This is a genomic window from Klebsiella sp. MPUS7 (assembly GCF_009905335.1).
GTDB lineage: Bacteria > Pseudomonadota > Gammaproteobacteria > Enterobacterales > Enterobacteriaceae > Klebsiella > Klebsiella grimontii.
In genome coordinates this window covers 3,190,172-3,214,324 of the sequence record NZ_CP047604.1, presented here as the reverse complement: position 1 = coordinate 3,214,324, position 24,153 = coordinate 3,190,172, and the positions used below count along the sequence as shown (strand labels likewise).

Genomic DNA, 24,153 nt, shown 5'->3' with positions numbered 1-24,153 from the left:
CGGCTAAGGCGTTCGCGCCGCAAGCCGGGAATTCTCCCTGTAGCGCATAACTTTACGGCAGAAAGGCCATTTTTCCGCCATACTGTCAATAATTGTTGACAGCTGGCTTCACGCCAGCACATAACTGTCCTATTATTCATCCGTCATTGGCCTCTTTAGGGTGAAAACTCCTATGCGTCTTGAAGTCTTTTGTGAAGACCGTCTTGGTCTGACTCGTGAATTACTCGATTTACTGGTGCTGCGCGGTATCGACCTGCGGGGTATCGACATTGACCCTATTGGCCGAATTTATCTCAATTTCGCCGAGCTGGAGTTCGCTAGCTTCAGCAGCCTGATGGCGGAAATTCGTCGTATCGCCGGCGTCACCGACGTGCGCACCGTGGCGTGGATGCCGTCAGAGCGGGAGCACCTGGCGCTCAGCGCGCTGCTGGTGGCGATGCCGGAACCGGTGCTGTCTCTGGATACCAAAGGAAAAGTCGAACTGGCTAACCCGGCCAGCTGCCAGCTGTTTGGCCAGAGTCAGGATAAGCTGCGCAGCCATCCGGTCGCGCAGCTGATTACCGATTTTAACGTCCAGCGCTGGCTGGAAAACGATCCTCAGGAGTCGCATGCGGAACACGTGGTGGTCAACGGGCAGAACTTTCTGCTGGAGATCACCCCGGTCTACCTGGAAGGCGAGCACGGCGAGAAGGTGCTAACCGGCGCGGTAGCGATGCTGCGTTCGACGGTCCGCATGGGGCGCCAGCTGCAAACCATGACTATTCAGGATACCAGCGCCTTTAGCCAGATCCTCGCCGTTGGTCCGAAAATGCGCCATGTCGTCGAGCAGGCCCGCAAGCTGGCCATGCTCAGCGCGCCGCTGCTAATCGTCGGGGATACCGGCACAGGGAAAGATTTGCTGGCCCACGCCTGCCACCTGGCGAGTCCGCGCGCAGGGAAACCTTATCTGGCGCTGAACTGCGGCTCCATCCCGGAAGACGCGGTGGAAAGCGAGCTGTTCGGCGACGCCATCCAGGGGAAAAAGGGCTTCTTCGAGCAAGCTAACGGCGGCTCGGTTTTGCTGGATGAAATTGGCGAAATGTCGCCGCGCATGCAGACCAAACTGCTGCGCTTCCTCAACGACGGCACCTTCCGCCGCGTCGGTGAAGATCATGAGGTCCACGTTGATGTGCGGGTGATCTGCGCGACCCAGAAAAACCTGGTGGAGCTGGTGCAAAAGGGGCTGTTCCGCGAAGACCTCTATTATCGCCTGAACGTGCTGACGCTGTATCTGCCGCCGCTGCGCGACTGCCCGCAGGACATCATGCCGCTGACCGAACTGTTCGTGGCGCGCTTTGCCGATGAGCAGGGCATTCCGCGGCCGAAACTCTCAGCCGATTTAAATAGCGTGCTGACGCGCTACAGCTGGCCGGGCAACGTGCGTCAGCTGAAAAACGCGATCTATCGCGCGCTGACTCAGCTGGACGGGTTTGAGCTGCGTCCTCAGGATATCCTGCTGCCGGATCACGACGTCTCGTCGCTGGCGGTTGGCGAAGAAGCGATGGAGGGGTCTCTGGATGATATTACCCGCCGTTTCGAACGCTCGGTGCTCACCCAGCTTTATCGCAGCTTCCCCAGCACGCGTAAACTGGCCAAGCGTCTTGGCGTCTCGCACACCGCGATCGCCAATAAGCTGCGCGAATATGGCCTGAGCCAGAAAAAAGGCGACGAGTAATGCTCACCAACCGTCTGCCCGGGCAGGCGGTTGGTATTTCCAGAAAAGGGCGGGGTCCAGGTGTAGAATGATTCTGTATATACTTCGTCTTTACCCTCTTTTTGGCAGGAATACGCATGCGGATCTGGCGTAGTGATTTTTTTCAATGGATGAAACTGCTGGTACTCTCCAGCGCGCTCTCTTTTGTATTGTTCTGGTTTCACCTTCCCGCCGCGCTGCTGCTGGGGCCGATGATTGCCGGAATCATCCTCAGCCTGCGCGGCGCGGAAATTCGCGTACCCCGTCCCTTTTTTATTGCCGCCCAGGCGATTATCGGCTGCATGATCGCCCGCAGCCTGACGCCATCCATTTTCGGCGTTCTGCTGGCGAACTGGGCGCTGGTGCTGTTGATTCTCTTTTCTACACTCGCTATCAGCGCGCTGGCGGGATGGCTGCTGGTGCGCTACAGCGACCTGCCCGGCGCCACCGGGGCGTGGGGGAGCTCGCCGGGCGGCGCCTCGGCGATGGTGATTATGGCCCAGGAGTACGGCGCCGATGTCCGGCTGGTGGCGCTGATGCAGTATCTGCGGGTGCTGTTTGTTGCGGGGGCCGCGGCGCTGGTCGTTCGCGTCGCGCTCGGCGGTGAAGCGCAGGAGATGACTCAGCAGGTCGCCTGGTTTCCTCCGGTGAGCTGGCAGTTACCGCTCACGCTGCTGCTGACGGCGGTAGCGGGGTGGTTGGGGCTACGGCTGCGCTTTCCATCCGGCGCGATGCTCTTTCCAATGCTGATCGGGGCGCTGGCGCAGGGGGAAGGTTGGCTGCAGCTTGAACTTCCCGAGTGGCTGCTGGCGCTGGCTTATGCCGCCGTTGGCTGGAGCGTTGGTCTAAAGTTTAATAAACAGATTTTCCTGCTGGCGCTCAAAACCCTGCCGCAGATCCTCGCATCGATTATTGGTCTGATCCTGCTGTGCGCGCTGATGGCTTTTGGGCTGACGCAGGTTTTGCCGCTGGACTTTATGACCGCCTACCTGGCGACCAGTCCGGGCGGGCTGGACACGGTGGCGATTATCGCCGCCGGTACGCGGGCGGATATGTCGTTTATTATGGCGATGCAGACGCTGCGCCTGTTCACCATCTTACTGACCGGGCCGGCGATTGCGCGCTTTATCTCCCGCTATGCGGCGCGGGAATAAAAAAGCCCCCGGTTAACGAGGGCTTACGTGGCCTGGCGGCGTTATTACGCTTTCAGCGCGGCCAGGGCGGCGTCGTAGTCCGGCTCTTCGGTGATTTCATTCACCAGTTGGCTGTAAACAACCTGGTCGTTTTCATCAATCACGACCACAGCGCGCGCCGCCAGGCCGGCCAGCGGGCCCGCGGAGATAGCGACGCCGTAGTCGGCCAGGAACTGCGCGCCGCGCAGGGTAGACAGAGTGACAACGTTGTTCAGGCCTTCCGCGCCGCAGAAGCGAGACTGCGCGAACGGCAGGTCAGCGGAAATGCACAGCACCACGGTGTTGTTCAGTTCAGACGCCAGCTGGTTAAATTTACGTACCGATGCCGCGCAAACGCCGGTATCGATGCTTGGGAAAATGTTCAGCACTTTACGGGAGCCTGCGAACTGGCTCAGCGCGACGTCAGAGAGATCTTTGGCCACCAGCGTAAACGGCTGCGCTTTAGCGCCTGCCTGCGGAATGGTGCCTTGAACAGAAACGGGGTTGCCCTGGAAATGCACGGTTTGTGACATGGTTATCTTCCTGTTTACATATAGTTAACGTCGCGGCTAGTGTATGACATCCGTCATCGGCACGGCAAATCCTTTTAATACTTACCTGCGAGGTTCAGGGAATGCGAAATCTGCGAGTCTATGAAGAAGCCTGGCCGCTACATACCCCGTTTGTGATCGCCCGCGGCAGCCGCAGCGAGGCAAAAGTCGTGGTGGTGGAAATTGAAGAGAATGGCGTCAAGGGCACAGGTGAGTGCACGCCCTATCCTCGTTACGGGGAGAGTATTGCTTCGGTGATGGCGCAGATTATGGCGATTGGCGAACAGATTGAGCGCGGCGTCTCCCGTGAGGAGATCCAGCGCCTGCTGCCGCCAGGAGCCGCGCGTAATGCCGTGGACTGCGCGCTCTGGGACTGGCAGGCGCGCAGCGCGGGTAAGAGCATCGCGCAGCTTTTAGGCGTGGCCCTGCCGGTGCGGATGGTCACGGCGCAGACGGTGGTTATCGGCACGCCGGAGCAGATGGCGGCCAGCGCTGCGGCGCTGTGGGAGAAAGGGGCCACGTTGCTGAAAGTGAAGCTCGACGACCATCTGATCAGCGAGCGGTTGATTGCCATTCGCGAGGCGGTTCCGCAGGCCACGCTCATCGTGGATGCTAACGAAGCCTGGCGCGGCGATGGCCTGGCCGAGCGCTGCCAGCTGCTGGCGGATATCGGCGTGGCGATGCTGGAACAGCCGCTCCCGGCTGGGGCCGATGAGGCGCTGGATAATTTTATCCACCCGCTGCCCATTTGCGCCGATGAGAGTTGCCATACTCGCGACAGCCTGGCGGCGCTGCGCGGCCGCTATGAGATGGTCAATATCAAGCTTGATAAGACTGGCGGCCTGACCGAAGCGCTGCTGTTGGCGCAGGAGGCGGAGCGCCTGGGATTTGCGCGGATGCTGGGCTGCATGCTGTGTACCTCAAGAGCCATCAGCGCGGCGCTGCCGCTGGCGCCGCTTGCCCGTTTTGCCGACCTCGATGGCCCGACCTGGCTGGCGGTGGACGTCGAACCGGCGCTGCATTTCAGCACCGGCGTGCTTCATCTTTGAGAGCGCCAGTGCAGCAGGTCCGTCATGGCCGCCAGGTATTTATCCGTCGCTTTGTCGGCGGATATCGGCGGGAATTCGGCGGTAATGCAGGGCAGGCCGATATCCGCGCACCAGCTGCCAAAGGAGCCGGGCGTTTCATAGCCGACGCTGCCCACCAGCGGCAGGCTAAACGCATCGGCTAGCCACTGGCCCAGTTCGCTGTGGCCGGGGTCTTCAATACAGGCCAGCGGATCGTGAAACGAGACCACCCACGCGGGGTGGATCTGGTGGATCAGCTGGCACAGCGCCTGGGTTTCCGGTTCTGAACCGGGTTTTTCGCCGGTGAGCAGGACTACATCGCGCTGCTCCGCCGCGCTGTTCCAGCGATAAACCGTTTCGCCTTCTTTCCAGTTCGCCGCCGGAAAATTCCGGTTCAGGTCGATGCCGCGCGCGTTGGCGCGCAGCCCCAACTGGCAGCCGTCCGGGTTGACCGCCAGCACCACGTGATGGCGGCGCAGCTCGGGTTTGAGCGTACGTAGCGCGCAGGAAAGCGTGACTATGGATGAACCTTCATCGCCGTGGGTTCCGGCAAGAATCAGGCCGCTGCGGCTATCGGCCAGCGGCGCCGGGAACCACAGCAGCGGCGCGCCAAGGTGAGACTGGCCGTAGCGTTGTGTTCCTGGCGGAAAATCACCGCGCTGGGGGCGCGGACGAGAAACGGGCATAGGGCATCCTGTTATCCGATTATTTTTCAGCAGTGTTGTGTAAAACCGTCCCGGAATCAAATAGTTTCCAGCGATAGTGAAATCAGCATAGACGTCAACTTTCTTTCACAAGCCGTTTGCAATTTCAGGTGATGAAACAAATAATTATCGCACTGCCAGCTCTGGTTTTTTTATTTTAAAGGGGATCTTATGAAGTATCCTGTCACATTGACATGCGGCGCGCTGTGGTTAGCCAGCGTCTCTTCTCTTGCCTGGGCAGCTGATGTCCCGCCGGGCACCGTTTTAGCCGAAAACCAGGTGCTGGTGCGGCACATTAAAGACGAGCCCGCCTCCTTAGATCCCGCGAAAGCCGTCGGTCTGCCTGAAATTCAGGTTATCCGCGATCTTTTTGAAGGTTTAGTCAATCAGGACGAGAAAGGCAACCTGATCCCGGGCGTGGCGACTCGCTGGCAGAGCAATGATAATCGCGTCTGGACATTTACCCTGCGCGATAACGCCCGCTGGTCCGACGGCACGCCGGTAACGGCAGAGGATTTTGTTTATAGCTGGCGGCGGCTGGTTGATCCTAAAACCACGTCCCCGTTTGCCTGGTTTGCTGCGCTGGCCGGAATCGCCAATGCGCAAAATATTATTGATGGTAAAGCCGCGCCGGACACCCTCGGCGTCACCGCCGTGGACGCGCGTACCTTGCGCGTGCAGCTGGATAAACCGCTGCCGTGGTTCAGTAATCTGACGGCCAGCTTTGCTTTCTATCCGGTGCAGAAGGCTAACGTGGAGAGCGGCGACAACTGGACGCGTCCGGGAAGCCTGGTTGGCAACGGCGCGTATGTCTTAAAAGATCGCGTAGTGAATGAAAAGCTGGTGGTGGTCCCCAATACGCACTACTGGGATAACGGCAAAACGGTGATCCAGCAGGTCACATTTACGCCCATTAACCAGGAGTCAGCGGCCACCAAACGTTATCTGGCCGGCGATATCGATATCACCGAGTCGTTCCCGAAAAATCTGTATCAGAAGCTGCTGAAGGATATTCCGGGGCAGGTTTATACTCCGCCGCAGCTGGGAACTTATTATTACGCCTTTAACACTCAGAAAGGGCCAACCGCCGATGAGCGCGTCCGCCTGGCGCTCAGCATGACTATCGATCGTCGTCTGATGGCGGAGAAAATTCTGGGTACCGGCGAGAAACCGGCCTGGCGCTTTACTCCGGACGTGACCGCAGGCTTTACTCCGCAGCCGACGCAAATCGAAAGCATGAGCCAGGCCGAACTGAATGCCCAGGCGAAAGCGCTGCTGCAGGCGGCGGGCTACGGTCCAAACCGTCCGCTGAAGCTGACGCTGCTGTACAATACCTCGGAGAACCACCAGAAGATCGCGATCGCGGTGGCGTCAATGTGGAAGAAAAATCTGGGCGTCGACGTGAAGCTACAAAACCAGGAGTGGAAAACCTATATCGATAGCCGCAATACCGGCAATTTCGATGTGATCCGCGCCTCGTGGGTGGGGGATTACAACGAGCCGTCGACGTTTCTGTCGCTGCTGACCTCAACCCATAGCGGCAATATCTCCCGTTTCAACGATCCGGCCTACGACAAAATTCTGACCCAGGCGGCGCTGGAAACGTCGGAAAAAGCGCGCAATGACGATTACAACGCGGCGGAAAAAATCATTATGGCGAAAGCGCCCATCGCGCCGATATATCAGTACACCAACGGGCGTCTGATTAAACCGTGGCTGAAAGGGTATCCGATAGCCAATCCGGAGGACGTGGCCTATAGCCGCACAATGTATATCGTGAAGCACTGATGGGTCCTGGTATTTAGCCCGGAGCTGGCGCGATTTTAGCGCCAGCGCCTCCTTCAGACGGTCTTCATGGAGGCTGTTATCCGGTTGTTTTTCTACCGCAGCAATTCGGCAAATTTCGCCAGCCATTGCGGATGGGCGGGCCAGGCGGGGGCGGTAACCAGATTGCCGTCAATATGCGCCTGATCGATACCAATGTCGGCAAAATGTCCGCCGCTGAGCCGCACTTCCGGTGCACAGGCCGGATAGGCGCTGCAGGTGCGGCCTTTTAATATGCCTGCCGCGGCCAATAGCTGAGGGCCATGGCAAACGGCGGCAATCGGTTTACGCGCCGCGTCAAACGCTTGCACCAGTTTAAGGACTTCCGCATTCAGGCGCAGATATTCTGGCGCCCGCCCGCCGGGGATCAACAGCGCGTCATAATCCGCCTCTTTCACGCTTGTGAAATCGGCGTTGAGAACAAAGCGATGGCCGGGTTTCTCGCTGTAGGTCTGGGCGCCGTCAAAGTCATGGATGGCGGTTATAATGTAGTCGCCTTTGGATTTGTCAGGACAGACAGCATCAACCTGATGTCCAATCATTTGTAGTGCCTGGAACGGCACCATGGTCTCGTAATCTTCGGCGTAATCGCCCACCAGCATCAGAATCTTTTTGCCCATCATATTCACTCCTGTATGAATTAATGTGTCTAAGATATAGCCTGGCGGGAGAGGGAATGCGAACCGCAACTCGGCTCAGGACAACAAAACAATGAATCCGCAGCTGCAATCCTTTGCGACCTGGCTGGCGGGAAGTGGGCGCGCTGCTTTCGAAGGGCGCTGGCAACCTCTGCTACTTGGGCGTTTAGCCAGTAAACTCACGTTACCTGGCGCCAGTAATCAGGCGGCGGGAAGGGACTAATGGGCGATGAGCATTATTGTCTGCCGTATTTAAATATACCGGCTGAATGAAATGCCAATATTTCATTGCACTTACTGATCATTAAGGTCCCGTCAGGTTTAATAATCAAAAGAGGACATCTGAGAAAAATTATTTGTAACTTTTATACTAATCCTGTCTGTCATTTGCTATGGTTATATTAATTTCGGCTCAGGACTCATGAACAGTTTGTGAACGGTAAAAATAATTCTATTTTTCTTTCTGTTATCAGCCATCTTCTCAATACTGGAAATAATCATTATTACCGTTCTATATTGATTCTTATCAACTAAATAGGTTTGTTGAGATGTAAATTCATTATTTATTCATTAGGCAGGCGTAAATCCTGCCCTTATTGTAAGTAAATGGTTGGTATTTCATATTGGCTTTATTCGTCTGATGCTTTTGATTTTTTATATTTGGATTAAAATGCTTAAGGAAAGTCTTGTATTGAACTTTAGAACTGACAGGTTGATATTTTCTGATGCTTTGCTCTACTATGGTTTTGTCATCAAACGTCGTTATTTTAACAAATATTCCTCAAGGGAAGGGACCGCTATGGCTGATAGTTTCCAGAATGAAGTGCCAAAGGCACGCATTAATTTAAAGCTGGCTCTGCATACAGGGGGGGTACAGAAGAAAGTCGAGTTACCGCTAAAGCTTCTCACCCTCGGTGATTTCAGTAATGGTAAAGAGGACCGGCCATTATCTGAAAGAGAAAAAATCAACATCAATAAAAATAACTTCAACAGCGTCCTTGCGGAATTCAATCCAGAAATAAACCTGACCGTGCAGAATACCCTGGCCGGAGAAGGCACGGAGGAAAGCATTAAGCTGAACTTCGCCGATATGAAAGACTTCGAGCCTGAGCAGGTTGCCCGTCAAATCCCGCAGCTTCGCGCCATGCTGGCGATGCGTAATTTATTGCGCGACCTCAAATCCAACCTTCTTGATAACGCCACTTTCCGAAAAGAGCTCGAAAAGATTTTGAAAGACCCGGCGCTGTCTCAGGAATTACGCGATGAAATGAGCGCACTGGCCCCGAAATAAACGGCGTGTGTTATTTAATGGATTAACCGGGAATATGCTGATGTCTGTAAATACTGAAACCGCCTCCGCGCAGGGGCAGACTGCTGTACTGGAAAAAGAGGGCGTGTACGCCTCCCTGTTTGAAAAAATCAACCTGACCCCGGCATCCCGCCTGGGGGATATTAACGACTTTCTGGACGATGCCGCACTGTCTGACGCCCCGGCGGGCGAGCGTCTGACGGCGGCGATGCAGGTGTTTATGGACTGCATCCGCAAGGCCGGCCAGCCGGTGGAGAAGCTCGATAAGACCCTGATCGATCACCATATCGCGGAGCTGGATTACCAGATTAGCTGCCAGCTGGATGCGATCATGCACCACGAAGCGTTCCAGAAAGTGGAGTCCCTGTGGCGCGGCTTGAAGCAACTGGTGGACAGCACCGACTATAGTCAGAACGTGAAAACCGAAATTCTGGACGTATCGAAAGACGATCTACGCCAGGACTTCGAAGACGCGCCGGAGCTGATCCAGAGCGGCCTCTACTGGCATACCTACACCGCGGAGTACGACACCCCTGGCGGCGAGCCCATTGGATCGGTGATCTCCGCTTACGAGTTCGACGCTAGCCCGCAGGACATGGCGCTGCTGCGTAACATATCTAACGTCTCAGCCGCGGCGCATATGCCGTTTATCGGCGCCGTCGGCCCGGCTTTCTTCCTGAAAGATTCCATGGAAGAGGTCGCCGCGATCAAGGATATCGGCAACTACTTCGACCGCGCCGAGTACATCAAGTGGAAATCCTTCCGCGATACTGACGATGCGCGCTATATCGGCCTGGTAATGCCGCGCGTGCTGGGCCGCCTGCCGTATGGTCCGGACACCGTGCCGGTGCGCAGCTTTAACTACGTCGAGCAGGTGAAAGGTCCGGATCACGAGAAATACCTGTGGACCAGCGCGTCGTTCTCCTTCGCCGCCAACATGGTGAAAAGCTTTATCAATAACGGCTGGTGCGTGCAGATCCGCGGCCCGCAGGCGGGCGGGGCGGTGAAAGATCTGCCGATCCATCTTTATGATCTGGGTACCGGCAACCAGGTGAAGATCCCATCCGAGGTGATGATCCCGGAAACCCGCGAGTTTGAGTTTGCCGGCCTCGGTTTTATCCCGCTGTCGTTCTACAAGAATCGCGACTACGCCTGCTTCTTCTCGGCGAACTCCGCCCAGAAACCGGCGCGGTACGACACCGCCGACGCCACCGCCAACAGCCGGATCAACGCGCGCCTACCGTACATCTTCCTGCTGTCGCGCATTGCGCACTACCTGAAGCTTATCCAGCGTGAAAACATCGGCACCACCAAGGATCGTCGTCTGCTGGAACTGGAGCTCAACACCTGGGTGCGTGGGTTGGTCACCGAAATGACCGACCCGGGCGACGAGCTGCAGGCCTCTCACCCGCTGTGCGACGCGAAGGTGGTGGTGGAAGACATTGAGGACAACCCGGGCTTCTTCCGCGTGAAGCTGTTCGCGGTGCCGCACTTCCAGGTGGAAGGGATGGACGTCAACCTGTCGCTGGTTTCTCAGATGCCGAAAGCCAAATCGTAAGGCGAGGGAAATCAGGGATGAAAATTTATCGTCCACTGTGGAATGAGGGGGCTTTACTGTCTCCTCAACAGTTCCAGCAGCAGGCTGAATGGGAGTCTTTTCGCACTGCCGGCGCATTAGCGCTGGCATCCCCATTCCCCTGGGGTGTGGAAAAGATTGAGTTTAATGACAGTCTTCTTTCGTCCGGGCTGATCCAGATTACGCAGTTACGCCTCTGGCTGGAAGATGGAACTCTTATTGATGCGCAAAGGAGCGATCTGCCTCCGGCGCCGCGTGAGTTAGATGCCAGCCAATTGGCAGGTCTTGATGCGGTAACCGTCGTCATCGCCCTGCCTCACATGCAGCCAGGTGTGAGCAACGTTGAACAGGAAGGCGTCAATTCAGACCGGCCGCTTCGCTATCGTGAAGAGTGGGTGACGTTACAGGATGCCTTTGGCTCTGAAGACGAATCCATGGCAGTTGCCCGATTTAATTTCACCATCCGGTTTGCCCATGAAAGCAATGATTCATGGAAAGTGTGCCCGGTAGCAAGGCTGATCCGGGATGGGCAAAATGCGTGGCGACAGGATCCGTCTTTTATTCCTCCAGTGGCGTCATTTGGGGCAAACCCGGTCCTTCGCGAACGTCTGGTGTTGCTCAATCGCCAGTTACGATCTCGACGCCAGCGTCTGATGACGATGCGTCGTGAAAGCAACGAAAGGCTCGCCGATTTTGCCGTCGCCGATGTTTCTCTTTTCTGGTTGCTGAATGCACTGAATTCTCACGCCAGGGTGCTGACGGAATACGAACGTTTTCCTGGCCGTCCACCTGAACAGGTGTGGGCGGAGCTCGCTCGTCTGGCAGGCAGTATGCTGACCTTTTCCCTGGACCATGATCTTGACGCCATACCGGCTTATGACCACGAGGAACCGGGTAATACGTTTCCTCCGCTGTTTGATCTGATAACGGGTTTGCTGGAGGCCAGTCTGCCATCCCGGGTTATTGCTCTGGAAATGTCCCGCCCGGATGGACAGACCTGGAAGGCCAACCTTCACGATATCCGTCTGCGTGAAGAGGCCGACCTCTATCTCTCTGTGCGCTCGGATATCTCGGCCTGGCAGGTTGCCGAGAAATTCCCTGCGCTCTGTCAGGCGGGATCTCCTGATGATGTCAGCGAGATCTATGGTGCGGCGCTCAAGGGGATCCCTTTGATCCCTGTGAGCAGGGTCCCGGCTGCGTTGCCTGTACGCATGGAAAACCAGTACTTCGCACTTGATATGGAAAGCCCTGCTGCGCATGAAATGCAGGAGCAGGGGGTATGTATGTTCTATGTGCCTGAGTTACTTGGCGCTCTGGAACTTGAACTGTTTGCGGTATTGCGCTCATGAGACAGGATATCGATATCGACCAACTGATGACGGAGACCTGGCTCACCGTCACCATGCTTAAAAAAGGCGCCGTCACGCTTAATGGCCCTGCGCTTTACAACAAATGCGTTAAACAGGTGGAAAGTGTGCGGGAAGCGCTGGAGCGTGCCGGTTATGACGACGCCAGCGTGGAGCATATTTCCTACGCGCAATGTGCCTTGCTGGACGAAACGGTGATGAGCCGTAAGCCCGGAAAAAGCGAAGAAGGAGAGGAGCCGAAAGTTGATGAAGGCCAAATGGCCTGGCGTAAAGCTCCGCTTCAGGCCCGTTTTTTTGGCTCACTTCGGGCAGGTGAAGCGTTATGGGATTGCATTGCCGAGGTTCTGCGTCAGCCCTCACCGAACCCGGCAGTTTTAACCTGCTATCACCGTGTGATAGCGCTGGGCTTTCAAGGATTATACAGCCTGAAGGCGGTCAGCCAGTCGCAGCGGGATGAGGTAGTGAAAGCCCTTTCCGAGCGGGTTTCTCCGCCTGATGCAGGCCTGTCTCTGGTTGTTCACCGGCCGGGGAAACATCGCTGGAGCCTGATGCGCTCAGTCTGGTTCTGGATAGCGCTAGCCGTCATTCTTACCGGGGGTATTTGGTGGGGGGGCCATCTGTGGCTTCAGGCTCTGTTGTCAGCACAAATACCGGAGCTGCATGGCTAATGCGTAGATCAGTCATCATTCCGGTAGCCCTACACACTTTAGCAGCCGTTGCCACGTTGCTGTGGTTGCTGTGGTATTTCATCCCGACAGGTAACGTTTTTAAAGGCCTGACCACTCTGCTGATTCTCCTTCTGGCAGGCTGGTATGTTTTTAAAAGCTGTCGGCGTGAGGAGCAAGCATCCGACGCGACCCTCCCGGCTGCTGAACTGCCATTACTCGACACCCATGTCCCCGTTGTACTGGTGTGTGGTGACATGCTGGATGCGCTGTTTCAGGGAAGCCCTCTGCGTAAAACAGCGCAGGGATGGTGGCTACGGACCGATGACGTCAGCCGGTTAACTGACGTTGTCCGCAGCATACAGACGCAGTTCCCGCGCCAGGTCGGTCAGCTCTCGGTGATGTACCGCTGCCTGCCAGACCATCATCAGGATGAGGCCGTTCTTCGTTCCGCGCTGAAAACGCTCCGCCAGCAATGTAAACAGATTAAATCCCTGACGGGTTTCACACTGCCGGTTGTGTTGAGTGCCGAATTTTCCGGGCCTGAAACGCCGTGGATAATCGTTCGGGGTGACAAGTCGATTGTGTGTCCGGTTAATGATTCACCGCAGGCGTTCATTGACTGGCAGCAGGCGGAAGACAATATCCTGGCGCTGCCGGCGGTTAGTCAGGCATTCTCCTTTATCCGTAATACGTTGACAAATGAGCTGGAGAAACCTGATCGGTTTACGCCACCTGTACGCGCATTTTCCGTTGCAATGCGCCTGGGTGTAGTCAATCCTGAGACTCAGTCCGTCTGGTCCGACTGGCTCTATTCCCGCACCTGTTTACAGTTTTCCCGAGACCCCGGGCATTCAATCCCGACAGTTTTTTTCCCGGATGCGGTTCTGCCCCTTCTGGCACCGTTTGCGTCGATGGTACAGGGGGGCCAGCGTACCCGTCGTCTGGTTCTGCTGATGTGGCTGTGCATTCTGACGGCGTTGGGCATCTCCGCGCTCAATAATCGTTACCTTATCCGTCATGTCAGTGCCGATTTACAGCGCTGGAACGCCATTCCCATGGATCATTACCGGCCTAAAGCGGAATCACTGGCCGCGCTGAAACAGGATGCGCTCCTGCTTGAACGCTGGCAGCGTCAGGGAGAGCCTTTACGTTACAGCCTGGGTTATTACCCGGGGCAACGCCTGTGGCTGGCCTTGCAGCAGGCTATCGATACCTGGACACCACCCCCCGCCCCTAAACCGAAACCGGTAGCGAAAATTGTACGACTCGACAGCATGTCGCTGTTTGATTCCGGCAAATCGGCACTCAAAGACGGCTCAACCAAAATACTCGTCAACGCACTGGTGGGGATCAAAGCCAAGCCAGGCTGGCTGATCGTGGTCAGCGGCCACACAGACAATACCGGCAGCATACAACTCAATCAGACTCTGTCTTTGCAACGAGCGGAGGCCGTCCGTAACTGGATGCGTGATACCGGAGACGTACCGGAAAGTTGCTTTGCCGTGCAGGGTTACGGTGACAGCCGACCGATTGCATCAAACGATACGCCTGATGGCCGCGCGCATAACCGGCGTGTCGAGATCAGCCTGGTACCGCAGGCTGACGCCTGTCGTCTGCCAGGCGCAAAGCACGCGTCACAGGATGTACGTGACGTTTCAACTCAAGAAATGGAGAAGTAAACATGGCAATCCCAGTTTATCTGTGGCTGAAAGACGACGGCGGCGCTGACATCAAAGGTTCCGTAGATGTGAAAGATCGCGAAGGAAGTATCGAAGTTGTTGCTCAGGAACACACCCTGTATATCCCGACGGATAACAACACTGGCAAACTGACTGGAACCCGTATTCACACGCCGTTCCTGTTTACCAAAGAAATCGACTCTTCCAGCCCGTATCTGTACAAAGCGGTGACCACCGGCCAGACCCTGAAGTCTGCTGAATTCAAGTGGTACAAAATCAACGACGCCGGTCAGGAAGTTGAGTATTTCAACACCAAACTGGAAAACGTCAAGGTGGTGAAAGTCGCACCGAAAATGCACGACATCAAGGATGCCTCCTTCGAGAAGCATAACCACCTTGAGCAGATCGAGCTGCGCTACGAAAAAATCACCTGGACCTACAAAGACGGCAACATCATTCATTCCGATTCCTGGAACGAACGTACCACGGCGTAAGACCCTGGCGGACAGACTCCTTTCTGTCCGCCATTTTTGTTTTGCTCCGCACAGCGCCTGTCAGACGGACGCTTTGCAGAGCAGTCTCACAATTTATCGGCATGAACCTTATGGGCATCGGTTGACGGCCAGGGGCGGTAGCGTGCTTGAACAAGAGGGAACGACATGGAACATCATTCAGCAGTCCTGCTACGACGACTTAACCCTTATTGCGCCAGAGCACTGGAGGGGGCGGCTTCTTTATGTCAGACCCGTGCACATGCAGAAATTACGCCAGAGCACTGGTTGTTAAAGTTGCTGGAGCAGGGAGAAGGTGATCTGACCGTTCTCGCTCGCCGCTATGAATGGGACATGGATGCCGTCTGGCAGTCACTCCTGAGCTGGCTGGATGTACAGCCTCGTTCAGTTCGCACCCGACCAGAGCTCTCTGCGTCCCTTCAGACGCTGCTGAAACAGGCATGGCTTGCCGCCACGCTCGTCGGAGATGAGCAGATCCGCAGCATACATTTGCTTACGGCCATGATTGAAACGTCAGAGCTGACGCGCTGCGATGGCCTCTGGCCTTTGATGACTCTGACCACCAGCCAGCTGGAGAGGTTACGCCCCTTACTGGAAGCCCAGTCGGATGAGCGGCATGACGTTGCGCTCAGCGAGCAGGCTGGCAATGCCTCCATTATTGGCCGGGCGCCGCCATTACAACATGAAGCCCAAAAGCATGCTGAGGGTGGAATTGCGCAGCCTGCCGTTTCACAGGTGGAGTCCATTCTCAATCGTTTTACGGTTGATGTGACCGCCCGTGCCCGGGAAGGAAAGATTGACCCGGTCTTTGGCCGCGATAACGAAATCCGCCAGATGGTGGACATTCTCTCAAGACGCCGGAAGAACAACCCCATTCTGGTGGGTGAGCCAGGCGTGGGCAAAACGGCCCTGGTTGAAGGCCTGGCGCTACGTATTGCCGAGGGGAATGTGCCCGAAAGTCTTAAGCCTGTCATCGTCAGGACACTGGATCTGGGTTTGCTGCAGGCGGGCGCCGGTGTAAAGGGTGAATTTGAACAGCGTCTGAAAAATATCATCGACGCCGTCCAGCAATCCCCGGTGCCGGTGCTGCTGTTTATTGATGAAGCGCACACCATTATCGGGGCGGGTAATCAGGCGGGCGGGGCAGATGCGGCTAACCTGCTGAAACCGGCGCTGGCGCGTGGCGAATTGCGTACCATAGCGGCCACTACCTGGAGTGAATACAAGCAATATTTCGAACGTGACGCTGCCCTGGAGCGCCGCTTCCAGATGGTTAAGGTTGATGAGCCCGATGATGACACGGCCTGCCTGATGCTGCGCGGTCTTAAATCCCGCTATGCCGAACATCATGGCGTACACATTACCGGTGAGGCCGTCCGGGCAGCGGTGACGCTATCTCGCCGCTACCTGACAGGGCGCCAGTTGCCTGATAAAGCGGTGGACTTACTGGATACCGCTGCGGCCCGGGTGCGGATGAGTCTGGACATGCAGCCAGAACAGCTTACCCGGTTGCAGGCCCGGCTGACTGCGCTGGCCATGGAGCAGCAGGAGTTGCTGGAAGATATCTCCCTGGGTAACGCTGTTGATGCCAGCCGTCTGCCTCAGATCGAGCACCTTACTCTGGATCTCAACCAGCAGAAAACTGCCCTTCAGTCACAATATGAGACCGAAAAGCAGCTCACCGACTCGCTGAAAGCCTGCCGTGAAGATATCAGCCGCCAGAAGGAGATCTCCGCCTTCCAGCAGGAGCTGGCGCAGGTACAAAATAACAGCCCATTACTGGGTCTGGATGTTGATGTCCGCACCGTTGCGACCGTTATCGCCGACTGGACAGGGGTTCCCCTCTCGTCCCTGATGAAGGATGAGCAAACCGAATTACTGACGCTGGAAGAGCAGCTGGCAACCCGTGTTGTCGGCCAACATTCAGCTCTGAATGCCATAGCCCAACGACTGCGAGCGTCAAAAACCGGTCTGACGCCGGAGAACGGACCGCAGGGTGTATTTTTACTGGTGGGGCCAAGCGGAGTGGGCAAAACCGAAACAGCGCTGGCACTTGCTGACGTTATGTATGGTGGTGAGAAATCGCTCATTACCATCAACCTGTCTGAACACCAGGAGCCGCACACGGTCTCGCAGTTGAAAGGCTCACCTCCGGGCTATGTCGGATATGGTCAGGGCGGCATTCTCACCGAGGCAGTCCGTAAGCGGCCATACAGCGTAGTGCTGCTCGATGAAGTGGAGAAGGCTCACCGGGATGTGATGAACCTGTTTTATCAGGTCTTTGACCGGGGCTTTATGCGGGACGGGGAAGGGCGTGAAATTGATTTCCGCAATACCGTGATCCTGATGACGTCCAACCTGGGAAGTGACCCGCTGATGCAGTTACTGGAAGAGCAACCAGAAGCCACTGAGAGCGATCTGCATGAGTTGTTACGCCCGATCCTGCGCGATCATTTCCAGCCAGCGCTGCTGGCTCGCTTCCAGACGGTGATATACCGCTCGCTGGCAATGGATGCCATGCGCACCATCGTCGGCATGAAGCTGGCACAGGTGAGCATGCGTCTGCAACGCCACTACGGTATTTCCACTCACACTGGAGAAAGTCTCATCGACACGCTGACGAAGGCGTGTTTGCTGCCGGATACCGGTGCCCGCAACGTGGACAGCCTGCTTAACCAGCAGATCCTGCCGGTTCTGAGCCAGCAGTTATTAAGCCATATGGCGGCAAAACAAAAACCACACTCCGTGATGCTCAGTTGGGATGAGGAAGAAGGAATCGTACTGGAGTTTGGAATAGAAAGATCATAAAGCGATCCTAACGTATTCATTTTGCAACGTATGTTGCCGCTACAACTAATAAAAGGAACCCTAACAATGAAGTTTATGAAATATATTACGGCTCTTATCACATTTACCTGCGCTGCCAATTCATATGCTGGATTCTTTAGTTCATCTGATGAATTCAAATGTGGTCGAGATGATGCTGTTAAAGCGCTACAGCAGTACATAAGAGATGGGGCATCAGAAATGCTTCAGCATGATTCCATCCAAAATGCAAAGATACTTTTAAATAAGCCGGTTAATGTCTATTCAGAAAAGATGAACAGCATTACAGTTGATGTTAAGGGGGCGTCTACGATCGGTAACACCAGCCCTACGGAAGTATCGTGTAAAGCTAAGGTAAGTATATTATTACCGCAGGAAAGTATTGATGTCATTCATGCTATCCCGGAGCAAATTGCTCGTCTCCAGTCGGGACAAGAATCTTTTTATAACAACGCTGTTATATGGAAGGATTATAGCTATAACCTGAAACTCTCAGATGATAAAAAAGATATTTCTGTAACAGATCTCATGAAAGACAGTGCTTCCTCTGAGCTGTATTTTATTACATTGTCATCTGTTAACAAAAATGAACTCATTGACAAAAATAATGACATAAAAATCAAGGTTGCACAAAATGAATATAACGAAGCAGATACCGAGTTAAATATCCTGTGGAAAAATATGCCTGATTCTATACGTGCTTCGATGAAATCCTCCCAGTTGGCATGGGTGAAAGACAAAGCAGTGAAATGCGGGAAAATTAGTGATGCAACGGGCAATACCGCAGATATTGCTACGAAGGTAAATATCTTTAACTGCCAGACAAAAATGACTAATGAGCGAATCACTATTTTGGGTGGCGGTAATTAATTGACGATCAGTAGTATGCTGCAGGGAGAGGAACCATGATTGAAAGTTTAAGCAGTCTGGTACATAAGGCCATGGATGAAGCCCTGGGCCTATCGCGCTACCGGGTTGATGTGCATGACTGCAGCCATTTCCTGGATGTATTGCGTTACAACGCCGTTGAATCCCTCAGTCAGCCCTGGCGGTATGACGTGGCGGTCACCTGCTCCTCTGCGGATATTGCCTGCGACACGTTACTGCTGAAGCCCGCGTCATTCACTTTCCAGATCCCAGTGTTTGACGGAACACCGGCGCTGCCGGTCAGGACGGTATTCGGCGTGGTGGAGTCCTTTCGCCGCGTGTCCACCTCGAATGATGAGATCCATTACGCACTGACGATCGTTCCCCGTATTGCCCTTCTGGGCTATACGAAAGGGAGCGGGATCTACCTTAACCAGTCGGTAACGGAAGTGGTTGAACAGGTACTGCGTAAGCACGGTCTGGAAGGCCCCGATTTTGAGTTCCGGCTCTCCCGGGAATATCCATCCCGGGAGCTCATCACCCAGTGGCGGGAAACGGACCTTGAGTTTATCCAGCGCCTGCTGGCCGAGGTTGGCATTTACTGGCGCTATGAAATGGACAGCCGTCTTGAACAGGACGTGGTGATTTTCCAGGACAGCCAGCAGCAGTATGAATTTGGCGTCACGCTCCCATTACGCAACCCGGCCGGGATGAGTGACAGCGGGCAGGAGAGCATCTGGGGTATTCAGACCGCATATAACGTGGTGAGCGGAAGTGTGTCTACCCGGGACTACAACTACCGTGAAGCGCTACAACCTCAGGACAGTGCCGAGAGCATTTTCAGCAAGGAAGGGATCACCACCGGAGAAACGTACCATTATGCTGAACCCTTCCTGACGGCAGGTGACGCTGAAAGCCCGGAGACCGGGGCATACTTCGCCCGTCTGCGTCACGAACGCATTCTGAACGGGCAGTATTGCGTCAGCGGGCATTCCTCCAGCCCTCATCTGGCTCCGGGTCAGGTACTGGAAACGGACGGCACGTTACCCGATGCCGTCAGGGAAGGCATCGTCATCACCACGGTGCGCACTCGCGGTTCACGCAAAAGTAGCTTTACGCTGACGTTTGAGGGTATCCCCTACAGCGAAACTGTCTGCTGGCGTCCGGCATTGCTCAATCGCCCGGTGATATCCGGCTCGCTGCCTGCCCGGGTGGAAAGCACACAGAAAGGCGACACCTATTCCTGGCTCGATCCGGACGGGCGTTACCGGGTGAAGCTGGATTTTGACCGCAACAGTGCTGAACAGGGCTATGCCTGTGTGTGGCTGCGGCTGGCGAAACCCTATGCCGGAGATACGTACGGATTCCACTCACCGCTTATCGACGGAACGGAAGTGGCCGTTGTATTCGACGGCGGAGACCCGGATCGCCCCTACATCGCTTATGCCCTGCATGATTCAGAGCATCCGGACCCTGTCACCAGTGACAATCATACACGGAACGTGTGGCGCACTCCGGCGAACAATAAGCTGCGTATGGAGGATAAGCGCCAGGAAGAGCATATCAAGCTCGCGACCGAATACGGCAAAACGCAACTGAACCTGGGACACCTGGTCAACAGCCAGCGTGAAAAGCGCGGGGCCGGTTTTGAACTGCGAACGGATGAGCATGGCGCTGTACGTGCGGCAAAAGGACTGTTCCTGACAGCGGATGCTCAGTCCAAAGCTCAGGGCCCGGTGCTGGAAATGGCGCCTGCGATTAACCAGATTAACCAGGCCAACAGCCAGATGCAGGCCCTGAATAGCGCCGCTGAAGCCGCCGGATCCCTGGTCTCTGACATCAATACCCAGATAAATTTTGTGACCGACAAAATCAGGGACCTCCAGTCTTCGGTCCTGCTGGGTAGCGCGCCGCAGGGGGTGGCACTGACCTCAGGTGAACATCTTCAGCTCAGCAGTACCCGCAATACCATGATCAATGCAGGCCAGCATCTTGATATCGGTGTGATGAAAAATCTGTCTGTGAGCGTTGAAAAAGCGCTCGGTCTGTTTGTGCATAAAGACGGGGCGAAGCTGGTTGCCAACCAGGGAGACATCGAGATTCAGGCTCAGCACAACACGATGGCCCTGTTTTCTGAAAAGCAGCTGACGGTGACCAGTAGTGAAGACGAAATTATTATCAGCACCCCGGAAACGCTGACGCTGAACGGTGGCGGATCTTACCTGAGGCTGAGTAAGAACGGTATTGAGCATGGTTCATCAGGTGAGTTCATTATGAAAACGTCGGACTATCTGGTACCAGGATCGGGCGCAAATCTCCCCAACGAAACACCCAATTTCAGCCTGACGGACATTACCCAGGAAAATAAGATCAGCAGTAAGTCATTCAATGACTGATACAAAAATAGTGAACAGGGAACTTAGACTATGAAATCAACGCTCAAAAATTTATTGCTGTTATTGACTTTTGTTTTCGCGATATTTTCAAACTTCAGTTTTGGAGAAAATAACAGCCCGATACTCGATGCGAAAAGTCCAGAATTCGTTGTTAAAAAATTTTACTCTGACTATCTCACCGCGTGGAACGACCCTGATGTGGGGAGTGGTGCAGAGAAAAGCCAGAAGGCAATTGATAGCTATACGACACAACACCTTCAGCAACTTAACAGTGACAATGATACTGGGGCTGATTATTTTCTCAACGCTCAGGAAATATGTCCTGACTGGGTTAATCAAATCGAGGTTAAAACATCTTCCGTGAGCAGTAACAAGGTTGCAGCTGAGTTAACGCTTGGACATGCTGATAGTGAATCAAAATATGATATCGGCCTTGTTCTCAAGAATGACAAATGGCTAATGAATTCGGTGAAGTTCATATCCAGAAAAACAGGTCATTGCAACGAGAACTAAAGGAGAGAGACAATGTTCAATCAAACCACTGCTCTGAGCACATTAAAATCAAATGCTGCGGCCATTGCTGCTATTAACAAAAAGAACTTTGATAGCGGCAAAGATAAAAAGCTTAAATACGGAAAGTCCAGATGTGCGCATTATGTAAAAGTGGCATTGGTTTCTGGTGGGCTTTCGGCAAAAAATTCAGGCATTAACTCAGCAAAAGATTACGGGCCTTGGTTGGTTGAGAATAATTTCAAACCTGTTGAAGGCGTAACAACGGTAATTAGTGGTGGCGTTTATTCCATCTCAGGACAACAAGCCGGTGATGTAGCTATCATCCAGGCCGTGGGAAAGCACACCGATGGCCATATGACCATGTTCGATGGAGCCAAATGGGTGTCTGACTTTGTACAGGACCGTGGATTTTATCCAGGCCCAGCGTACAGGGAAAATAGTGTCGCATATAAACTTTATCGCTATGCAGGAACAACAGCTGAAAATAAAAGTACAGCCTTTACAAAGGGGAAAATAAATATCGTATGGCCGATCCCCTCTAACAACCGTGGAACTGAGTTTGGTAGTCAGGAAGATATCCTTTCGCACCTCAGCGGGGAGTCAACCGGACAGTACGCTATTGGTCGGAGTGGAATGTGGCATGGCGGGATCCATATCACGGAAGCAACGACCCCGTGGTGTGCTCTTAGTGGCAAGTCTCCTCTTGAAGCATTAGATTTCCCGGTTCCCTTTAAAGGTGAGCAGGCTGTGCGATGCATGGCTGACGGCGAAGTGGTTGCTTATCGTGTCTGCAAGGATTATCTGATGCTTGCATGGGAGTCCGGCCCACTGAGCTTTTCCGGTTCGTTTGTTCTGGTTAAACACTTTATTCAACCGGGGGAGAAAGAATCCAGCAGGCTGCATTTCTACACCCTGTATATGCATCTTGCGCCGTATTCAGCTTATGAAGCTGAAGCAGAAAATCAGTGGGTCATTCAGGATACTCTAAGAGCATATTCTAAAATGGATGGGCTGACGGCGAAACTGATTTCAGATAAAACTTCTCCACAAATTTCCGGACACATGCCTAAAGGGGCAAGAGTGGAGTGGGACCCAGCAGACAGTAATCTTAACGCCACAGGAAATAACAAGCGAAAATATGGCCTTGTGACACTAAAAGGATTACCAGAAGAAACCAGCAGTACCCTCACACTTGGTCAGCGCTATTGGGTTGTTGTGGATAACAACAATATTAAGCCAGCGCCGGGGGCCGGTCCAGGCTGGTGGCAGCATTTGCTTCCTCCCGCAAAGGAAGTCATGGTATTTGATAAGATAGTAAGTCTCAGTTCTCCATTTGCTATTAAGGCCGGTGACCCGATTGGCCACATGGGCTACTATCAGGCACCAAAAGACGGTGGTTATGAGGCACGATACCAGGTACATATCGAATGCACGAGCATGGATGATAATCTGGAGAAGTTCCTGACCAACCCAGAAAAAGTGGGGGAGAAAAACCCGCTCTGGTTGAAGTATTCTCCTGGCCTTGCTCTTTTCACAAAAGATGTTGCGAAGGGCACCTTCGCAAAGGGCTCGACGTCGACAACGCGGATAGGCATTCTACCGTTGAGTAAGGTCACAACTGAAACTGATAACTCAACAAAGCAAGAATACTGGCAGCTGCGGCCGGAAAATGCCTATGTGCTCAAAGGCCAGGCGGAGCCTCAACTTCTGTCACAGTATGATCTGGCGAAGCTAGGCTTCAGAACTGAAACCTCAGAGCCTACCAGTTTTGATTACCTGGATGGAAAAAACCAGCCTGTTGGATTCTTCCGCAGCCTTATCAACTCGCTCTATGAGGCTGCGACCGGTGATACGCGAACCAGTCATGCCCTGGTTAAGCATAATTATCAGCGCCTGCTGGATAAAATTGACAGTGGAAGCGACCGTTATTCTCCAATGGAGTACTGGAGAGCACTTCATAACCCCGACTATCGTGAAGTTATTCAGAAAACTATCGTAAAACATCCCAGCGACTGGTACTTCAAAAAAGACGATGCTATCTGGCAACCGTTCCTGAATGCGCTGAAGAAAGAAGCACCGGAATGGAAGAAGTACAGCGAAGATTTTCTCGACAAAATGGCATGGATGCAGGATGTTACGACTGAAAAACTGGGCCCCGAGCTTTGGCATATGCATCCAATCGTATTTTTAGGGGCGTTTATTAAACGAGATAAAATAATATGGATGAAAAAATTCACAGAGAAATTTGGAATAACTAAAGCAGAAGCATTTAGAACGAAGCTATTGAGTGTATCAAGAAATCTAAGCATTGACCCAAATTATATCATGGCTTGTATAGCACTTGAGACAGGAAAAACCTTTAGAACCGACATAAAAAATCCAGGCTCTTCAGCAACCGGTTTAATACAATTCATGAAAAGCACAGCAGACGAGTTGGGCACAACTACTGCAAAACTTAGAAAGATGGATCACGTTGAGCAAATGGATTACGTTGAAAAATACTTCAAAATGCAGGCGAACAATGTTGGTGTTTCAACTGACAAGTGGACACTTGAAGATGTCTATTATTCTATATTCAGTCCAAAAACAATAAAACTTGGTCCCAATGATATTGTTTACCAAGAAAGCAATGGTGATCTGTATAGCAAAAATCTTTATCATGACAGAAACAACGATGGTAAAATCACTAAAAATGAAATTGCGGAAAATATACGCGTAAATTATAAGCAAGGTATTCCTGAGGCCGGGTAAT

General features: G+C 53.9%; 19 protein-coding genes. 16 read left to right on the top strand and 3 right to left on the bottom strand.

What is annotated here, in order from left to right; translation table 11 throughout:
• Nucleotides 1-172 precede the first annotated feature (172 nt).
• Both tyrR and GUC22_RS14960 read left to right on the top strand, forming a co-directional pair.
• Nucleotides 173-1,714, top strand: coding sequence for a transcriptional regulator TyrR (gene tyrR / locus GUC22_RS14965; RefSeq protein ID WP_004121199.1), 1,542 nt, complete (start codon nucleotides 173-175; stop codon nucleotides 1,712-1,714).
• A 116-nt stretch (nucleotides 1,715-1,830) separates the two neighbouring features.
• Nucleotides 1,831-2,886 carry an AbrB family transcriptional regulator gene (locus GUC22_RS14960; RefSeq protein ID WP_049090013.1) on the top strand — a complete coding sequence of 352 codons (1,056 nt, stop codon included), beginning with the start codon at nucleotides 1,831-1,833 and terminating at the stop codon, nucleotides 2,884-2,886.
• A gap of 44 nt (nucleotides 2,887-2,930) precedes the next feature.
• Here GUC22_RS14960 and tpx read toward each other — a convergent pair whose 3' ends face one another.
• Nucleotides 2,931-3,437 carry a thiol peroxidase gene (gene tpx / locus GUC22_RS14955; protein ID WP_004101479.1) on the bottom strand — a complete coding sequence of 169 codons (507 nt, stop codon included), beginning with the start codon at nucleotides 3,435-3,437 and terminating at the stop codon, nucleotides 2,931-2,933.
• Between the two features lie 101 nt (nucleotides 3,438-3,538).
• Between tpx and ycjG the strand changes: the two genes are divergently transcribed.
• The gene (ycjG, locus tag GUC22_RS14950) at nucleotides 3,539-4,504 is read left to right on the top strand and encodes an L-Ala-D/L-Glu epimerase (protein WP_049130600.1); all 966 of its coding nucleotides are present in this window, start codon (nucleotides 3,539-3,541) and stop codon (nucleotides 4,502-4,504) included.
• Here the strand turns inward: ycjG and mpaA are convergent.
• A complete protein-coding gene (gene mpaA / locus GUC22_RS14945; RefSeq protein ID WP_049130599.1) occupies nucleotides 4,495-5,208 on the bottom strand; it encodes a murein tripeptide amidase MpaA in 714 nt (237 codons plus the stop codon). The two genes, ycjG and mpaA, sit on opposite strands and share 10 nt — an antisense overlap.
• A 189-nt stretch (nucleotides 5,209-5,397) precedes the next feature.
• Between mpaA and GUC22_RS14940 the strand changes: the two genes are divergently transcribed.
• Nucleotides 5,398-7,014, top strand: a complete 1,617-nt coding sequence (locus tag GUC22_RS14940) for a peptide ABC transporter substrate-binding protein (RefSeq protein ID WP_049085751.1) — start codon at nucleotides 5,398-5,400, stop codon at nucleotides 7,012-7,014.
• A 92-nt stretch (nucleotides 7,015-7,106) separates the two neighbouring features.
• Here GUC22_RS14940 and GUC22_RS14935 read toward each other — a convergent pair whose 3' ends face one another.
• A complete protein-coding gene (locus tag GUC22_RS14935; RefSeq protein WP_064362856.1) occupies nucleotides 7,107-7,670 on the bottom strand; it encodes a DJ-1/PfpI family protein in 564 nt (187 codons plus the stop codon).
• A gap of 91 nt (nucleotides 7,671-7,761) precedes the next feature.
• Here GUC22_RS14935 and GUC22_RS14930 point away from each other — a divergent pair, with 91 nt between their 5' ends.
• The 12 genes from GUC22_RS14930 to GUC22_RS27435 all read left to right on the top strand — a co-directional run bounded on the left by GUC22_RS14930 (nucleotide 7,762) and on the right by GUC22_RS27435 (nucleotide 24,152).
• Nucleotides 7,762-7,911 carry a hypothetical protein gene (locus GUC22_RS14930; RefSeq protein WP_158414303.1) on the top strand — a complete coding sequence of 50 codons (150 nt, stop codon included), beginning with the start codon at nucleotides 7,762-7,764 and terminating at the stop codon, nucleotides 7,909-7,911.
• Between the two features lie 576 nt (nucleotides 7,912-8,487).
• Nucleotides 8,488-8,979 (top strand): type VI secretion system contractile sheath small subunit, encoded by a 492-nt coding sequence (gene tssB / locus GUC22_RS14925; RefSeq protein WP_049130610.1) that lies wholly within the window; start codon nucleotides 8,488-8,490, stop codon nucleotides 8,977-8,979.
• A 40-nt stretch (nucleotides 8,980-9,019) separates the two neighbouring features.
• Nucleotides 9,020-10,555, top strand: a complete 1,536-nt coding sequence (gene tssC, locus GUC22_RS14920) for a type VI secretion system contractile sheath large subunit (protein WP_049130609.1) — start codon at nucleotides 9,020-9,022, stop codon at nucleotides 10,553-10,555.
• 17 nt (nucleotides 10,556-10,572) lie between these two features.
• Complete coding sequence (gene tssK, locus GUC22_RS14915) at nucleotides 10,573-11,922, top strand: type VI secretion system baseplate subunit TssK (protein ID WP_049130596.1); 1,350 nt, start codon at nucleotides 10,573-10,575, stop codon at nucleotides 11,920-11,922.
• Nucleotides 11,919-12,608, top strand: coding sequence for a type VI secretion system protein TssL, short form (gene tssL / locus GUC22_RS14910; RefSeq protein ID WP_049130595.1), 690 nt, complete (start codon nucleotides 11,919-11,921; stop codon nucleotides 12,606-12,608). Before tssK ends, tssL begins: the two co-directional genes overlap by 4 nt.
• Nucleotides 12,608-14,287, top strand: coding sequence for an OmpA family protein (locus GUC22_RS14905; RefSeq protein ID WP_049130594.1), 1,680 nt, complete (start codon nucleotides 12,608-12,610; stop codon nucleotides 14,285-14,287). Before tssL ends, GUC22_RS14905 begins: the two co-directional genes overlap by 1 nt.
• 2 nt (nucleotides 14,288-14,289) lie before the next feature.
• Entirely contained in the window at nucleotides 14,290-14,781 is a 492-nt protein-coding gene (locus GUC22_RS14900; RefSeq protein ID WP_049130593.1) for an Hcp family type VI secretion system effector, read from the top strand.
• A 165-nt stretch (nucleotides 14,782-14,946) separates the two neighbouring features.
• Nucleotides 14,947-17,607, top strand: a complete 2,661-nt coding sequence (tssH, locus tag GUC22_RS14895) for a type VI secretion system ATPase TssH (RefSeq protein ID WP_160183605.1) — start codon at nucleotides 14,947-14,949, stop codon at nucleotides 17,605-17,607.
• A 66-nt stretch (nucleotides 17,608-17,673) separates the two neighbouring features.
• A complete protein-coding gene (locus GUC22_RS14890) occupies nucleotides 17,674-18,495 on the top strand; it encodes a lysozyme inhibitor LprI family protein (protein ID WP_160183604.1) in 822 nt (273 codons plus the stop codon).
• 35 nt (nucleotides 18,496-18,530) lie between these two features.
• Entirely contained in the window at nucleotides 18,531-20,888 is a 2,358-nt protein-coding gene (locus tag GUC22_RS14885) for a type VI secretion system Vgr family protein (RefSeq protein ID WP_102650166.1), read from the top strand.
• A 30-nt stretch (nucleotides 20,889-20,918) separates the two neighbouring features.
• Nucleotides 20,919-21,401 (top strand): DUF3828 domain-containing protein, encoded by a 483-nt coding sequence (locus tag GUC22_RS14880; protein WP_102650167.1) that lies wholly within the window; start codon nucleotides 20,919-20,921, stop codon nucleotides 21,399-21,401.
• 12 nt (nucleotides 21,402-21,413) lie between these two features.
• Entirely contained in the window at nucleotides 21,414-24,152 is a 2,739-nt protein-coding gene (locus GUC22_RS27435) for a hypothetical protein (RefSeq protein WP_224357254.1), read from the top strand.
• The last annotated feature ends 1 nt before the right edge of the window (nucleotide 24,153 follow it).

What these genes read in the sequence shown, in the direction of transcription:
- GUC22_RS14890 (WP_160183604.1), top strand. Translation starts at nt 17,674, where the DNA reads ATGAAGTTTATGAAATATATTACGGCTCTTATCACATTTACCTGCGCT.
- ycjG (WP_049130600.1), top strand. Translation starts at nt 3,539, where the DNA reads ATGCGAAATCTGCGAGTCTATGAAGAAGCCTGGCCGCTACATACCCCG.
- GUC22_RS14940 (WP_049085751.1), top strand. Translation starts at nt 5,398, where the DNA reads ATGAAGTATCCTGTCACATTGACATGCGGCGCGCTGTGGTTAGCCAGC.
- GUC22_RS27435 (WP_224357254.1), top strand. Translation starts at nt 21,414, where the DNA reads ATGTTCAATCAAACCACTGCTCTGAGCACATTAAAATCAAATGCTGCG.
- GUC22_RS14935 (WP_064362856.1), bottom strand. Translation starts at nt 7,670, where the DNA reads ATGGGCAAAAAGATTCTGATGCTGGTGGGCGATTACGCCGAAGATTAC.
- tyrR (WP_004121199.1), top strand. Translation starts at nt 173, where the DNA reads ATGCGTCTTGAAGTCTTTTGTGAAGACCGTCTTGGTCTGACTCGTGAA.
- tssC (WP_049130609.1), top strand. Translation starts at nt 9,020, where the DNA reads ATGTCTGTAAATACTGAAACCGCCTCCGCGCAGGGGCAGACTGCTGTA.
- GUC22_RS14900 (WP_049130593.1), top strand. Translation starts at nt 14,290, where the DNA reads ATGGCAATCCCAGTTTATCTGTGGCTGAAAGACGACGGCGGCGCTGAC.
- tssB (WP_049130610.1), top strand. Translation starts at nt 8,488, where the DNA reads ATGGCTGATAGTTTCCAGAATGAAGTGCCAAAGGCACGCATTAATTTA.
- GUC22_RS14905 (WP_049130594.1), top strand. Translation starts at nt 12,608, where the DNA reads ATGCGTAGATCAGTCATCATTCCGGTAGCCCTACACACTTTAGCAGCC.
- tpx (WP_004101479.1), bottom strand. Translation starts at nt 3,437, where the DNA reads ATGTCACAAACCGTGCATTTCCAGGGCAACCCCGTTTCTGTTCAAGGC.
- GUC22_RS14930 (WP_158414303.1), top strand. Translation starts at nt 7,762, where the DNA reads ATGAATCCGCAGCTGCAATCCTTTGCGACCTGGCTGGCGGGAAGTGGG.
- tssH (WP_160183605.1), top strand. Translation starts at nt 14,947, where the DNA reads ATGGAACATCATTCAGCAGTCCTGCTACGACGACTTAACCCTTATTGC.
- mpaA (WP_049130599.1), bottom strand. Translation starts at nt 5,208, where the DNA reads ATGCCCGTTTCTCGTCCGCGCCCCCAGCGCGGTGATTTTCCGCCAGGA.
- GUC22_RS14885 (WP_102650166.1), top strand. Translation starts at nt 18,531, where the DNA reads ATGATTGAAAGTTTAAGCAGTCTGGTACATAAGGCCATGGATGAAGCC.
- GUC22_RS14880 (WP_102650167.1), top strand. Translation starts at nt 20,919, where the DNA reads ATGAAATCAACGCTCAAAAATTTATTGCTGTTATTGACTTTTGTTTTC.
- tssL (WP_049130595.1), top strand. Translation starts at nt 11,919, where the DNA reads ATGAGACAGGATATCGATATCGACCAACTGATGACGGAGACCTGGCTC.
- GUC22_RS14960 (WP_049090013.1), top strand. Translation starts at nt 1,831, where the DNA reads ATGCGGATCTGGCGTAGTGATTTTTTTCAATGGATGAAACTGCTGGTA.
- tssK (WP_049130596.1), top strand. Translation starts at nt 10,573, where the DNA reads ATGAAAATTTATCGTCCACTGTGGAATGAGGGGGCTTTACTGTCTCCT.